Origin of the sequence: Cohnella sp. GCM10012308 (assembly GCF_042649185.1) — a bacterium.
In the GTDB taxonomy this organism is placed as follows: Bacteria; Bacillota; Bacilli; order Paenibacillales; family Paenibacillaceae; genus Cohnella.
Window position 1 is genome coordinate 55163 of sequence record NZ_JBHRYU010000009.1, and the last position, 14027, is coordinate 69189.

Annotated in this window: 11 protein-coding genes; 1 reads left to right on the plus strand and 10 read right to left on the minus strand. The window is 59.8% G+C overall.

The features are described 5' to 3' along the window. Positions 1-16: 16 nt before the first annotated feature. The 7 genes from glgD to ACFOTD_RS12860 form a co-directional block, all read right to left on the minus strand. Entirely contained in the window at positions 17-1129 is a 1113-nt protein-coding gene (gene glgD / locus ACFOTD_RS12830) for a glucose-1-phosphate adenylyltransferase subunit GlgD (RefSeq protein ID WP_378119265.1), read from the minus strand. Next, positions 1129-2292: a glucose-1-phosphate adenylyltransferase gene (locus tag ACFOTD_RS12835; RefSeq protein ID WP_378119267.1), complete on the minus strand. Its 1164-nt coding sequence runs from the start codon at positions 2290-2292 to the stop codon at positions 1129-1131. Before ACFOTD_RS12835 ends, glgD begins: the two co-directional genes overlap by 1 nt. A 39-nt stretch (positions 2293-2331) precedes the next feature. After that, positions 2332-4242, minus strand: coding sequence for a 1,4-alpha-glucan branching protein GlgB (gene glgB / locus ACFOTD_RS12840; protein ID WP_378119269.1), 1911 nt, complete (start codon positions 4240-4242; stop codon positions 2332-2334). A 224-nt stretch (positions 4243-4466) separates the two neighbouring features. After that, on the minus strand, positions 4467-5741 hold the full coding sequence (locus ACFOTD_RS12845; protein WP_378119271.1) for a methyl-accepting chemotaxis protein: 1275 nt from the start codon (positions 5739-5741) through the stop codon (positions 4467-4469). 240 nt (positions 5742-5981) lie between these two features. Next, positions 5982-7463 (minus strand): L-arabinose isomerase, encoded by a 1482-nt coding sequence (araA, locus tag ACFOTD_RS12850; protein ID WP_378119273.1) that lies wholly within the window; start codon positions 7461-7463, stop codon positions 5982-5984. Positions 7464-7672: 209 nt separating this feature from the next. Next, positions 7673-7903, minus strand: a complete 231-nt coding sequence (locus ACFOTD_RS12855; RefSeq protein ID WP_378119275.1) for a DUF3892 domain-containing protein — start codon at positions 7901-7903, stop codon at positions 7673-7675. A 76-nt stretch (positions 7904-7979) separates the two neighbouring features. Continuing rightward, entirely contained in the window at positions 7980-10010 is a 2031-nt protein-coding gene (locus ACFOTD_RS12860) for a beta-galactosidase (RefSeq protein WP_378119277.1), read from the minus strand. Positions 10011-10127: 117 nt separating this feature from the next. Here ACFOTD_RS12860 and ACFOTD_RS12865 point away from each other — a divergent pair, with 117 nt between their 5' ends. After that, positions 10128-10958 (plus strand): AraC family transcriptional regulator, encoded by an 831-nt coding sequence (locus ACFOTD_RS12865; RefSeq protein WP_378119279.1) that lies wholly within the window; start codon positions 10128-10130, stop codon positions 10956-10958. Between the two features lie 476 nt (positions 10959-11434). Here ACFOTD_RS12865 and ACFOTD_RS12870 read toward each other — a convergent pair whose 3' ends face one another. The 3 genes from ACFOTD_RS12870 to ACFOTD_RS12880 all read right to left on the minus strand — a co-directional run bounded on the left by ACFOTD_RS12870 (position 11435) and on the right by ACFOTD_RS12880 (position 13979). Next, a complete protein-coding gene (locus ACFOTD_RS12870; RefSeq protein WP_378119280.1) occupies positions 11435-12415 on the minus strand; it encodes a sugar kinase in 981 nt (326 codons plus the stop codon). Then, a complete protein-coding gene (locus tag ACFOTD_RS12875) occupies positions 12412-13053 on the minus strand; it encodes a bifunctional 4-hydroxy-2-oxoglutarate aldolase/2-dehydro-3-deoxy-phosphogluconate aldolase (protein ID WP_378119282.1) in 642 nt (213 codons plus the stop codon). Before ACFOTD_RS12875 ends, ACFOTD_RS12870 begins: the two co-directional genes overlap by 4 nt. A 176-nt stretch (positions 13054-13229) precedes the next feature. After that, positions 13230-13979: a hypothetical protein gene (locus tag ACFOTD_RS12880; protein WP_378119284.1), complete on the minus strand. Its 750-nt coding sequence runs from the start codon at positions 13977-13979 to the stop codon at positions 13230-13232. Between the last annotated feature and the right edge of the window lie 48 nt (positions 13980-14027).

The window sequence follows — 14027 nt, forward strand, 5'->3', positions numbered from 1 at the left end:
CAGCCGCTCAGATAGCTCAGATGATTTTGCGCTTCAGCGCGATGTACGGAAGGTCGGACGCCCCCATCAGCTGCTGATCGCTGCGGATCTCCACTTCCTTGTCGAGAACGCAGTTCGACAGCAAGCCGTGCTCGCCGATGACGCCGTTTTGCATGACGATCGAATTGCGCACGACCGCGTCCTTGTGAACCTTGACGCCGCGGAACAAAATGCTGCCCTCCACGCGCCCTTCGATATCGCAGCCATTCGCGACGAGCGAGCCCGTCACGGAGGAGCCGGCGCGATAACGCGTAGGCGGTTCGTCCTTTACCTTGGTGAAGATCGGACCGGGCTCGAAGAACAGCTCGTTCCACACCTTGGGATTCAGCAGCTCGAGGCTATGTTTGTAGTAAGACGGAATATTGTTCACGACGCCCAGGAAGCCCTCGTGCATGTACGCGTCGACCTTGAGCTCGCCGAGTCTCGGCATAACGGCGTGCCGGACGAAGTGATCCTTGCCTTGGGCAAGCGAGGTATCGACCAGATCGAGGAGCAGCTCCTTGCGAAGGACATACATCTCCATCGACACGACATCGCTTGCGAGCCTGCCGAAGTGATCCTGCATGTCGACGATGCGACCGTCCGCGTCCAGCTTCGCCTTGCGCGTCAGCCCCGTCACCGCGTCCGGCCAATCCTTGCATACGACCGTAATGTCGGAGCCGCGTTCGCGGTGCTGCTCGAGCACCTTGGCGAAGTCGATGTTGCACACCATATGGCTGCGGGCGACGACGACGTATTCGACGGGGCTGCGCGCGAAGTAATCCCGATGGCGGTAAAACTGGTACAGGTCGCCTTTGCCGAAATCGGACTGGTCCTCCATCGACGGAGGCAGCACGAACAGGCCGCTTTGCTTGCTGTGGAGATCCCAGTTGCTGCCCGAGCCCAGGTGGTCCATCAGCGAGCGATACTTGGTATGGGCGAAAACGGCGACCTTGTTCATGCCGGAATTCACCATTGAGGATAAGACGAAGTCGATCAAGCGGTAGCGGGCGCCGAACGGCACCGTGGCAAGACAGCGGGCGCTCGTGAGCGGCCCCATGTCCTCCGTCTCGTGAATCAGGTTGATGACGCCCATCAGCGGCAGTTTCATTAGGACTTCGCCTCCTCGAGTTCAGCTTCGGCTTCGATGCGGTCGCCGCTGCCGACGACGGCAATCTCCGCGGCATCCACGCCGCCGACGACGCAGCCATCCCCGACGACGGCCCCGTCCCCGACGATCGCGCGCACGATCCGCACGTTTTTGCCGATCTTCGCATTCGGCATGATGACCGAGTCCTCGATGAAGCTCCCTTCGCCGACCGTGACGCATTGGAACAGCACCGACCGGTTGACGGTTCCTTCGACGACGCAGCCTTCGTTGATCAGCGAGCTCTGGACGCTCGACGACGGCGACAGGTAGTGGGCCGGCATGTTCGGATTGACGGAATAAATACGCCAGGAGCGGTCGTTGAGGTTGAGCGCCGGTTCGTCCTCCAGCAGGTCCATATTGGCCTCCCAGAGCGAATCGATCGTGCCCACGTCCTTCCAGTAGCCGTCGAATCGGTGGGTGAACAGGCGCGCGCCGTCTTCGAGCAGCGTCGGAATGATGTCTTTGCCGAAGTCGTTCGAGGAGCCCTGCGTCGCCTCGTCGCGGATCAGCGCTTCCTTCAGCACCTTCCAGGAGAAAATATAGACGCCCATCGACGCCAGGTTGCTATTGGGCTGCTTCGGTTTTTCCGCGAACTCGACGACCCGGTCGTCTTCGTCCACGCTCAGGATGCCGAAGCGGCTCGCTTCCGCCCACGGTACGGTAATGACCGCGATCGTCGCGTCGGCGCGATTGCGCTTATGGGACTCGAGAAGCTCGTCATAATCCATTTTGTAAATATGATCGCCGGAAATGATGAGCACGTACTCGGGGTCGTAGCCTTCGATGAAGCCCATGTTCTGGTAAATCGCGTTCGCGGTCCCCTTATACCAGGTGCCGCCTTTGGAGCGGACGTAAGGCGGCAGGACGTGCATGCCGCCGCCCCTGCGGTCGAGCCCCCATGGGCTGCCGATGCCGAGATATTGATTGAGCACGAGCGGTTGGTATTGGGTCAGGACGCCCACCGTATCGATCCCTGAATTCACGCAATTGCTGAGCGTAAAATCGATGATTCTGTACTTTCCGCCAAAGTGCACGGCGGGCTTCGCTAGGTCCTTGGTCAATACGCCGAGCCGGCGGCCTTCGCCGCCTGCCAACAACATGGCAATGCATTCGCTTTTATGCATCCTGCTCTCCCCGCTCTCCTTGAGAATGTGCTCGCCTTGCTAGTCCTCCGCGGACGCGTCCGGCTCGAAGAGCAGGAACGTCAGCGGAGGCAGTACGATCTCCATGCTGAAGGACTGGCCGTGCATCGGGATCCGCTCCGCCTTGAACTTGCGGGGCATGGCCGCGCCGGATCCGCCATAGTCGGCGGCATCGCTGTTCAGTGCCAGACGGTACGAAACGCCCGCCGGCACGCCCAAGCGAAACACCGGGTACGCGGCCGCCGAAAAATTGCAAACGGCAACGAGATGCGATTTTTTCTTTTTGCCGAACCGGATATAGGAAAGCACGCTCTGGGCGGCATTATCCGCATCGATCCACTTAAAACCGTCGGGCGAGTGGTCCTGCTCCCACAACGCGCTCTCGCTTCGGTATAACGATCCGAGATCCCGCGTGAACCGCCGCATCGAATCGTGAAGCGGATAGCGGAGCACCGGCCAATCCAGCTCGCCCAGGTCCTTCCATTCGTCGTACTGCCCGAACTCCCCGCCCATGAAAAGCAGCTTTTTGCCCGGGTGAGTCATCCAATAGCCGTAGAAAAGCCGCAAATTCGCGAACTTCTGCTCGTATGCGCCCGGCATCTTGTTCAGGAGCGACCGTTTGCCGTGCACGACCTCGTCGTGGGACAGCGGAAGCACGTAGTTCTCGGCATATGCGTACATCATCGAGAAGGTCGCGAGGTTGTGCAGCCCCGGACGATGCGCCGGATCGGTCTCCATGTACTTTAGCATGTCGTTCATCCAGCCCATGTTCCACTTGTAGTTGAAACCCAGCCCCCCGAGGTAGACGGGAGCCGTCACGCCCGGCCAGGCCGAGGAATCCTCTGCGATGACGAGCGCGTCGGGATAATAGCGGAATACGACTTCGTTCAGCTTGCGGATCCAGGACAGGGCGTCCAGATTTTCGCCGCCGCCGCGCTTGTTCCTCGTGTGCATCTCGGGCGGTTTGTCGAAGTTCAGGTCGATCATGCTCGCCACCGCGTCGACCCGGATGCCGTCGATATGGTACACGTCCATCCAGAACAGCGCGTTCGAGATGAGGAAGCTCTGAACCTCGGGCCGGCCGAAGTCGAAGGCCAGCGTGCCCCACAGCGGCTTCTCGGCGACGCGCCAATCGCCCGGCTCGTATAGCGGCTCGCCGTCGAAGCGGCGCAGTCCGTGATCGTCCTTGCAGAAATGACCGGGCACCCAGTCCAGGAGAACGCCGATCCCTCGCTGATGGCAGCGGTCCACCAGCTTTTTGAGTCCGTCGGGGTGGCCGTACCTGCTCGTCGCCGAGTAATAGCCGGTCGTCTGATAGCCCCAGGAGCGGTCGAACGGGTGCTCCGTGATCGGCAATAGCTCAATATGCGTATACCCGTTATCCGCGACATAATCGACGAGCTCATGCGCCAGCCGTTCGTAGGACCAGAAGAGCTCGGGACCGTCGATTCGCCAGGAGCCCAGATGAACTTCGTAAACGAGCATCGGCCGTTCGTAGGGCTTGCTCCGGCTGCGGCTCTCCTGCCACGAACGATCTCCCCAACTATAATTATCCAAATTCGCCACAACGGAAGCGGTTCCCGGGCGAAGTTCCGAGAAGAACGCGAACGGATCGGATTTGAGGAAAGCGCGGCCGGCAGCGTCAACGATTTCGTACTTGTAAGCCGCCCCCTCGCCAATGCCCGCAAAGAACCCTTGCCACACGCCGGTCGTTCCCGAAAGATGCAGGGGATGCGACTCTCCGCGCCAGCCGTTGAAGTCGCCGGCAATCCGGACTTCCCGGGCATGCGGCGCCCATACGGCAAATCTCGTGCCGCGCTCCCCGTCCCGTTCGCAAGGATGCGCGCCAAATGCGCGATAAGCGCGAAACAATTCTCCATTGTTGTACAAATACAGATCATGCTGCGATACCGAAGCCGTAGTGGTCGTCATAACGGAACCCCCTTTGCGGACGAAGCGCCGGAATCGCCAATCGCGTCAAATTTTTGTCAATTTTCCTCACATAAAGCAACTGTATTATGTTTATTATAGAGGAATATCCATGCCTTTTCATCCGCCTTTTCCAAAAAAATTTCCGGATTAGCGATAAAAATAACCTCCCGCGTCAGTCCCGTCAAATGGACTGGCACGGAAGGCCGCCAGAGCGCTTTATGCGTTTATCGGTTAAAATACGAGGCTTGCTCTTTGAGCGTCAGCGACTTGGCCCTGAGCGACTCCGACGAAGCCGCGATCTCCTCCATAACGGCCGTCTGCTCCTGCGACGCGGAGGATACTTGCTCGGCCCCTCCGCGAATCTCGCCTGCCACTTCGGCCACTCTGCGGGCTTCGCCTAGCGCCCGGCCAGCCTGTTCGGCTTGTTCGGACATCCGAACCGCGATCCGCTCGACGATAGAACCGACTTCGGCGGCTTCCCTGGCCACGATGCCGAACGCTTCCGCCGACGCCTTGCCCTGCTCGGACTCGCGCTCCGCCACTTGCGCTTGCCGCTGAATATGCCGGACGCATTCGGCGACCTCGGCCTGAATCTGCGCGATCAGCTGGCGGATATCCTTGACGGCGTTACCGCTCTGTCCCGCCAGCGTCTTGACGGCCTGCGCGACGACCACGAAGCCCCTGCCTTCCTCCCCGGCCCTTGCGGCCTCGATCGAAGCATTAAGCGCGAGCAGGTTCGTCTGTTCGGCAAAATCTCCAACCACGTTCGAGATGGACCCGATCTTGTCCGCATTGTCGCTCAGACGGTTCACGATCTCGAGCGCGGTGCGGTTTTGCTCGGCCAATTGATCCATCCCCGACACCAGCGAGCTGAAAACGGCCTCGCTTCGCATGACCGTCCCGTTCATTCGCTCTGTCTTGTCCTTCGCGGCCGCGGCACTCTCGTCAGCCACGCGCGCCGCATCGGCCAGCCGTTCGACCGACGCCTGCATCGCCTCTGCGGAAGCGAATTGGCGCTCCGTGCCCCCGGTGATCCGCTCGGCGTGCTGCGACATCTCTTCGATCCTGAGCGCAGCCTGCGAGATCGCGCCCTGGAGCTCGGCAGCATGCTGATCCGCTTGCGCCGTGTTGTCCAAAATGCCGCCCGTAATCGTCTTCAAGCGGTCTAGCATGCCTTGGAACGCCGTACCGAGCTGCGCCAGTTCGTCTCCCGAGCCGCTCGTAAGAACGCGCACGCCAAGATTGCCCTTCTCGGCTTCCTGGGCCGCTGACGTCAGCGAGAGGAGCGGACGCAGCAGCCACTTGGCCGCGAAAAAGCCGAACAGCCCCGTCCAAAAAACGCCTAGCGCCAGCGTCAAAAGAACGAATACCCAGAAAGGCATGAAATCGAACGCACCTTTCATTTCAAGCAGTACGAATGCGCTGGTCGCATAGGTAATACCCGACACCAGGGTAATGCCGACGACCATCTTCGCCACGATCCCCATCCGTTTGTTCATTGTCGAAGCCTCCGTCATTCTGTCAATTAGACTATAAGACAAAATTCGACTTCGACGCGCCGCATCCTCTTGTCTATCCGGTGACAATCGTCCGCAAACTTGTGTCCAAATTGCAGCCAAGAAGTGTCGGAATTGCAGCAAAGAAGTGTCCGTTATGTGTACGGGACGCGATTTAACGATTTGAAAACGCAAAAAAAACCGCCGGAATCTCGTTCATTCCGACGGCTGTCGTGAAATCGATTAACGCCCCCAGGCGACTTGGCCGAAGCGCAGTTCGTTTTTAAGCTGCCTCGTATTCGTCGAAGCGTCGATAACGACCGCCTCGATGCCGGCCAGCTCGGCAAAGTCGAGCAGTTGCTCCGTCGTGACGACGAACGAGTAAACGGTGTGGTGCGCGCCGCCTGCCAAGATCCAGGCTTCCGCCCCCTCCGCGAGCGACGGCTCGGGCTTCCACAATACGCGCGCGACCGGCAGCTTCGGCATCTCGCGTTCCACCGGCACGCCCTTCACTTCGTTTACGATCAGCCGGAAGCGGGTGCCCAGATCAATGATGGATGCGTTTAACGCCTTGCCGCCCTTGCCGTCGAATACGATGCGGGCCGGATCGGCCTTGCCGCCGATCCCGAGCGGATGTACCTCGATGCGAGGCTTCGATGCGGCGAGCGTCGGGCACACCTCCAGCATGTGGGCGCCCAGCACGAGCTCGTTGCCGGGCTCGAAGTGATACGTATAGTCCTCCATGAAGGAGGTGTCCTTGCCGTCCGCGATAATCTTCATCAGGCGCGTGAGCGCGGCCGTCTTCCAGTCGCCTTCGCCCGCGAATCCGTAACCTTGCTCCATTAGACGTTGTACGGCAAGGCCCGGCAGCTGGTCGAGACCGTGCAAATCCTCGAACGTCGTCGTAAATGCGGTGAAGCCCCCTTCGTCCAGGAACCGCTTGATCGCGATCTCGAGCCGCGCCTGATAGGCGATCGCGTCGCGCACCGCACCTTCCGCGCGACCCGCCTCTACGATTTCGTAACGCTCTGCGTATTCGCCCAGAAGCGCCTCGACCTCATCGGCTGCTACCGCGTTGACGTATTGAACGAGGTCTCCGACGCCGTGCGTGTTGACCGACCAGCCGAACTTGATTTGCGCTTCGACCTTGTCGCCCTCGGTTACCGCAACCTGGCGCATGTTGTCGCCGAACCGCACGACCTTAAGCCGCTTGCTTTCGTTCCAGGCGACGGCCGTGCGCTGCCAGGCGCCGATGCGGGCAAGGACGCCTTCCTCGCTCCAGTGGCCGACGACAACCTTGCGGGCAATGCCCAGGCGGGCGCCGATGAAGCCGTATTCTCGATCCCCGTGAGCGGCTTGGTTCGTATTCATGAAATCCATGTCGATCGAATCCCAAGGAATGTCGCGGTTATACTGCGTATGCAAGTGGAGCAATGGCTTGCGCAGCTCCGTCAGCCCGGCGATCCACATCTTGGCCGGAGAAAACGTATGCATCCAGGTGATGACGCCGGCGCATTCCTCGTCGACGTTAGCTTCGTTCAAAACGCGACGGATCTCGTCCGGCGTCGTCACGACAGGCTTGAACACCACCGGATAGGAAACGCGCCCGGACAATGCGTCTGCGATCTCCCGCGAATGGGCCGCCACTTCCTCCAGCGTCTCCGGACCGTATAAATGCTGGCTGCCGGTGATGAACCAAAACGTATAAGGCTTCACTTGAAGCATGTCGTTACCTCCCTGGATTAAAAGCAAATAAATGCGAATGATGTCGTTTTCAACTTGTACGTACCTTTACATTATCATAATACCTAAGGTTACGCATACAAGCAACACTTGTATGTACATGTTTGAAAAAGAAGCAAAAAAAATCAAAAGGCCGCCGAAGCCGCCTGCGAGGCAAGCGGTTCAGCGGCGCTATTGAAGCGCATCTCCCCTTAGAAGCCGGGCAGATTGTCGAGATTGTTGTCTTCCCGGCCGTCCGGGTTCGAGCGCAGATGCTCGTCGCCGTCGCGGCCGCGGAAAACGTTGACGTTTTCGATCCGGTCGTTCTTGGCCATCTGCTGCGCTTCTTTGTAGCCTACCACTTGGCCCGAAGACAGCTTCAGTTCCACGATGTCGCCATCCCCGTTCTTGCGAACGGCAACGACTTGTTCACGATCCGCCATGTCTTCCACCTCCTGTCGAGGTTTAGCATGCCGCCTTTTACGACCTTTTATCCGCCGCTCGCGATTCGTTCTCCGCTCAGCTTCGAGCGGCAATGATCGCAACGCCGCGTCCCGGAACTTCGACGCGTCCCGGCGCATCGGCGCCCGTCAGCAGGTCGATGCCTTCCACGTCGAACTTGACGACCGCAGGCGTAGGCGCATGATTTAGCAGAAACACGAAGCGCTCATCGCCCTTCGCCCGTACGGTCGACTCGACGCCGGCCGGCGCGCTGACGAGCGGCAGAATTCCTTTGTCCTCGCACAACTGCCCGAGCAAATCCTCGAGGAAAGAAGCTTCGGGACTCGAAGCGACATACCAAGCCTCTCCCTCGCCAAAGCGATTCACGGTCAAGCATGGCATGCCCGCATAGAAATCGCGGCCGTACGTCGCGACGACTTGCGCGCTCTCCGCATGAATCAAATCGCACAGAATGCCGCATTCGTAGCTGCCGGATAGTCGTCCTTGGCCTTCGTCTTGAACGACGATCGCATTTTTCGTATCCGGAAAGAGCGCATCGATCTCTTCGGCCCATACGCCGAGCAGCTTGCGGAGTTCGCCGGGATAGCCGCCGACCGTGACGATATCCGACTCGTTCACGATGCCGCTGAAAAACGTCGTTACGAACGTACCGCCCGCAGCGGTGAACGCTTCCGCCCGCTTGGCGAAGCCTGGCTTCACCATATAGAGCACCGGCGCAATGACGACGTCGTACGCGGAGAGATCGTCCTCCACGCCGATCATGTCTACGGGGATATGCTGCTTGAACAAGGCAGCGTAATATTTGTGCACTTCGTCGACGTACTTCAGATGCACGGTCGGACCGCTGGACAGATCGAGCGCCCAGCGATTTTCCCAATCGAACAAAATCGCCGCGCGCGCGCCGCTTCTGGCGTCGAGCAGCTTGTCGCCGAGCCGGCCGAGCTCCGCGCCCAGCTCCGCGCTTTCGCGGAAGACCCGGGTATGCTCATGGCCTACGTGCTCGATGACGGCACCGTGATATTTCTCGCAAGCTCCGATCGAACGGCGAAGCTGGAAAAACATGACGGTATCCGCTCCGCGCGCGACCGCCTGGTAGCTCCACAAACGCATCACGCCGGGACGCTTCAGCGAATTGACCGGCTGCCAGTTTTGCTGGCTCGGCGTCTGCTCCATCAGCATGAAGGGCTGGCCCTGCCGCAAGCCGCGCATCAGATCGTGCGTCATCGCTGTCAGGCTGACCGGCGTATCGAGCGACGGATAGTTATCCCAGGAGATAACGTCCAGATATGGCGCCCACTTAAAGTAATCCAGTTCCGGATATAGCCCCATCAGGTTCGTCGTAATCGGCAGGTGCGGGGTATGCTTCTTGATCTCGTCGTATTCGATGCGATAGCATTCCAGGAGGCTGTCGGACATGAATCGCCGAAAATCGAGGGAGATGCCCTGGAAGTTCGTTCGGTTGCCGTCCCACTCCTCGCTCAGCGCATTCGGAAGCACGATTTCATCCCAGTCGTAAAACGTGTGCCCCCAAAACCGCGTGTTCCAAGCCTTGTTGAGCGCCTCGAGCGTGCCGTAGCGCGACTTCAGCCACTCCCGGAAAGCCGCTTCGGATTGCTCGCTGTAGTCGTAGCCGCCGTATTCGTTGGATACGTGCCAGATCAGAACGGCCGGATGGCCCTTGTAACGCTCGGCGAGCTTGCCGGCAAGCGTCCTGGCAAATTGTCTGTAAACATGGCTGTTCGGATTGGAATTGTGCCGGCCGCCGAACTTACGCTTGCGCCCTTGGTAGTCGACTCGCGTAACCTCGGGATATTTGCGTGCCATCCAAGCCGGATGCGCACCGGTACCCGTGGCCAGACAGACGTAAACGCCGTTCCGGTACAGTCGGTCGATCGTTTCGTCAAGCCAAGCGAAGTCGTAGGTGTTTTCGTCCGGTTGGATCAGCGCCCAAGAGAAGACGTTGACTGTAGCTACGTCGATGCCGGCAAGCTTGAACATGCGATCGTCCTCGGCCCAAGTTTCCGCGTCCCATTGCTCCGGATTATAGTCTCCGCCATACCAGATTTTCGGCAGCTTATCGTTGATCATGTGCGCGCACATCCTTTATCATATAATTATATCTTCATATTATCGCAGTCCGAAGTCCTGCTAAATATAATCTTCTCCCGATTCGATATAATAAAACAACAGGGATGTGCTTCCCCCATGCGAACGTATAGAAGATTCGCGATCCCCTCCGGGCAGACAGGCCAGCTCCCGCTGTTCGTCGAGACGATCGGAACGGTGCGCGAGGCGGGAAAAATAGCCCGTCCCACCGGTTACCCCTTTTACCACTGGCTGCAAACGCTTGGCGGAGAAGGCGCTTTTTCCGTCGACAGCCACAAGTACAGCCTGCCTGCCGGCTCGGGCATTTTGGTGCCGCCCGAAGCGCCGCATGTCTACGAGCCTGCCTCGGAGGAATGGGAGACGGCTTATTTGACGTTTGGCGGAAGCGCTGCCGCAACGATGCTGATCGCGCTCGGGCTCATCGAGCCGGCGCCTATTCGCTGGGAGCAAGCTTCGCCGCTGGCCGACTATCTGGAGAAGATGCTCGATCGGATCGAATCCGATGCTGATCCGTTCGGCTTGGAGGCGTCCGCCGACGCTTACCGTTTCCTGCTGACGCTCCGGCGGCATGGCAAGTCGGGCAGGCAGGACTCGGTCGACCGCGCGTCCTGGCGGCTGCGTCCGCTAATCGAATGGATGGAACGGCATTACGACGATCCCGACGCCGGGCTGACCGATATGCGCTCGGTGCTCGGCATGCCGCCCAGTACGATGAACGAACTGTTCAGACGGGCGTTCGGCCAATCCCCCTACAACTACTTCATCGAGCTGCGCATCCGCAAAGCAAAAGAAATGCTGATCGGACGCCCGCAGGAGACGGTCTCCCGGATCGCAACGCTCGCGGGCTTCCGCGACACGAGCCACTTCGTCGCCACTTTCAGGCGCAAAACCGGATTGCCGCCGGACAAATTCAGGCAACTTTACGAATAAAAAACGCGGTAATCCGGTCGGTCAGGCGTATGAGGCCCGAAATGGCTTCGATTGCGCGCTTCGCTTTCACAGCAGTATGCGTGGACACAGAATACGTTATTTCACAGTAAACAGCGATTTCCTCGGGGAAATGGACTCAGGAGCCGTTATTGGCGCTAAAATGGTGGGGTTGAGACGCTGAAATGAAAAATAACGGATTTCCCGTCCGGAACAGGCCGGAGAGCACCGTATTATACGAAAATAGGGGAACTGTGGTCAGCTAGGCAATCGCGGTGTGGTGGTGCTGCATCTGCCAGTCGGGGCGTGCAGATTAGATGAATAGCGATGTCGCGCATCGTTATTTCGTTTAAAAGCGTTACTGGGGAGTTACCGGTGGCACGCTGGGATATTTGGCCGGCTTCAAAACGCGCCGCAGAGAAATAGCGATGCCGCGCATCGCTATTTCCGTCCCCCGGCATGAAGCCGGCGTGCTTGTTTTAACGCGTCACTTCGCGGCCGCCGCCGAGCAGACGGAGCATTTCCTCGCGGCGGGGCATGCCTTCCCAGTCGCCTTTAAACTGCGTCGCAAGCGCGCCGAGCAGATTGGCACGATCGAGCGCGGCCTTGAGATATTGGCTGTCGCTCTGGCGCTCGTTCTCGAGCCAGGCGGACAGGAAGCCTGCCGCGAAGGCATCGCCTGCGCCGACCGTATCGACGACGCGCTTCACGACATGCGGCTCCGCCATGACGGCGGCCTGCGAGGAAAAAGCGACGGAGCCCTGCTCGCCCAGCTTCAGCACGACGGTCTTGGGCCCCATGCCCATGAAGTCGGCGCCGTATTCGGCCTCGCTCTTCGCCCCGAGCAGAAACTCGGCTTCTTCGAGTCCTGGCATGAACACGTCGCAGAGCGGTATAAGAGACAGCAGCGTCTGACGCGCTTTTTCCTCGGACCACAGCTTGCGGCGCAGATTCGGATCAAAGGAAACGGACAGCCCTGCGTTGCGGGCGGCGATCATGGCGGCCCTGACAGCATTCTCGGCGCCGTGGCTGAGCGCGGGCGTGATGCCCGTCACGTGCAAATGGCCGGCATTCGCGAACCATTCGGGACGAATATGCTCCTGCGTCAGCGTGCTGGCAGCCGAGCCTTTACGGTAATAGTAGACGTTGGGATCCCCGTAGCCTTTGAATTCTTTGAAGTAAATCGCCGTCGGATGGCTGTAGTCGCGTTCCGCCAGGCTCGTATCCACGCCTTCGCCCGCCAGCGTCGACAGGATCAGATCGCCGAACGGATCCTGGCCGAGACGGCTGATCCAGCGTACCTTCAGCCCCATCCGCGACAATCCGATCGCGACGTTCGACTCGGCGCCGGCGACGGAACGCGTGAATAGCGGGGCGTAGGCCAGCGGTCCGTCGTGCATCGGCTGCATCAGCACCATGCTTTCGCCGATCGTGACGACGTCCGCCCAGTTCGCGCTCATGCTCCCGCTCCTTCGCGTACAGCGTCGGCGAACGCGCGAGCACGTTCTGTCAGCTCGTCGAACCGGCCTTCGGCGATCAACTGCTTGTCGACGAGATTGCCGCCCAAGCCGACCGCCACCGCTCCGGCGTCGAATACGGATTGTATATTGCCCAGATTGACGCCGCCCGTCGCGATCATCGGAATATGGTTGAGCGGCGCGCGGATTTCCTTGAGATATCCCGCGCCAAGCGAGGCGAACGGAAATACTTTGACACCCGAAGCGCCGGCCTTGTAAGCCTTGACGATCTCGGTTGGCGTCATCGTGCCCGGCCACACCTCGATGCCGTTCTCGGCGCCGTAATAGACGATCTCTTCGTCCAAGTTAGGAGAGATAAGATATTCCGCTCCCGCCGCCACCGCTTCCTTGGCTTGCCCGATGTCCAGCACCGTGCCGGCGCCGATCCGAAGCCTGCCCGCGTATCCTTCGCGGAAGCGGGAGATCATCCCGAGCGCGCCGTCCGTATTGAGCGTAACCTCCAGGAACACGATCCCTCCGTCTGCCAGCGCCTTCGCCGTACGGTCTCCGTTCGCTTCATCGATGCCGCGGATGATCGCCACGATTTTTTCGCGGGACAGCTCCTCAAGCAGCTTTTTCATCAACAACCACTCTCCCCCATGCGATTCAAAACGCCAATGTTTTCAGTTTATCACCATCATCGGACAAGTTAAAGTTAGGAATGCGACATAAATAAACTTAAATAAACGCAAATAAACCGCATCCCTGTCGTTTCATACAGAGATGCGGTCTACGATTTGTTGAAATGAAGCTGCGATCAGGCGCCCGCGGCAGCCTGCTGGCCGTTCGACTGCGCTTGACCCTGGCCTTGACCTTGATCCTGCCCTTGGCCTTGACCGCCTCGCATCCCGCCGCCGAAGCCGCCGCCAAATCCGCCAAGGCGGATCGATTCTGCCTCCTGCGTGCCTTCCTTAAGCGTCACGGTAATGACGTCGTCCGCCTTCAAGTCCCCGATCGCGACCTCCGTCTCGGTCCGCTGGCCGTCCGCCATCTCGGTCTTGTAGATCTTCGTCGCGTCCGTAACCGTGATGTCCTCCGTTTCATCCGTGAACATGTTGGCCATATCGGGACGCTGGGCACCCTGGCCGCCTTGCCGGTCTTGTCCCGCCTGTCCGCCGGCTTGGCCATCCGCGCCCTGCTGCGGCGGATCGCCGCTCGGCGGCTGCTCGTTGCCGCTTGGCGCGGCCCCGTCTCCCGCATTTTGGCCGTCGCCTTGGCGGTTGCCGCCCATCCGGCCGCCGCCTTGTCCGGGTTGGAACGAAGACTTGTAGATCGTGATCGTATTGCCGTTCACGCTCTTGATCTTCCCGAGCGTGCCCATCGCCTGCATGCCGCCGAAGCCCCCGCCCTGACCTGCCGCGCCTTGATCGCCCGCGGCGGCTCCTCCAGATTGATCGCCGGCAGCCGCAGCGGCGGCTGCCCCGTTGTTCTCGCCTTTGGAGCCGCACCCCGCCAACAACGCGACGGATAATGCCACTCCTGCGAGCATCGTCCATTTTTTGTTCATACCCCAACCATCTCCTCCCATGTCCTATGTGCAAGGTATCACGGGCAA

Coding starts and splice junctions, on each gene's coding strand:
- ACFOTD_RS12865 (WP_378119279.1), top strand. CDS start 10,128: ATGCGAACGTATAGAAGATTCGCGATCCCCTCCGGGCAGACAGGCCAG.
- ACFOTD_RS12855 (WP_378119275.1), bottom strand. CDS start 7,903: ATGGCGGATCGTGAACAAGTCGTTGCCGTTCGCAAGAACGGGGATGGC.
- ACFOTD_RS12880 (WP_378119284.1), bottom strand. CDS start 13,979: ATGAACAAAAAATGGACGATGCTCGCAGGAGTGGCATTATCCGTCGCG.
- ACFOTD_RS12875 (WP_378119282.1), bottom strand. CDS start 13,053: ATGAAAAAGCTGCTTGAGGAGCTGTCCCGCGAAAAAATCGTGGCGATC.
- ACFOTD_RS12860 (WP_378119277.1), bottom strand. CDS start 10,010: ATGATCAACGATAAGCTGCCGAAAATCTGGTATGGCGGAGACTATAAT.
- glgB (WP_378119269.1), bottom strand. CDS start 4,242: ATGACGACCACTACGGCTTCGGTATCGCAGCATGATCTGTATTTGTAC.
- ACFOTD_RS12835 (WP_378119267.1), bottom strand. CDS start 2,292: ATGCATAAAAGCGAATGCATTGCCATGTTGTTGGCAGGCGGCGAAGGC.
- ACFOTD_RS12870 (WP_378119280.1), bottom strand. CDS start 12,415: ATGAGCGCGAACTGGGCGGACGTCGTCACGATCGGCGAAAGCATGGTG.
- glgD (WP_378119265.1), bottom strand. CDS start 1,129: ATGAAACTGCCGCTGATGGGCGTCATCAACCTGATTCACGAGACGGAG.
- ACFOTD_RS12845 (WP_378119271.1), bottom strand. CDS start 5,741: ATGAACAAACGGATGGGGATCGTGGCGAAGATGGTCGTCGGCATTACC.
- araA (WP_378119273.1), bottom strand. CDS start 7,463: ATGCTTCAAGTGAAGCCTTATACGTTTTGGTTCATCACCGGCAGCCAG.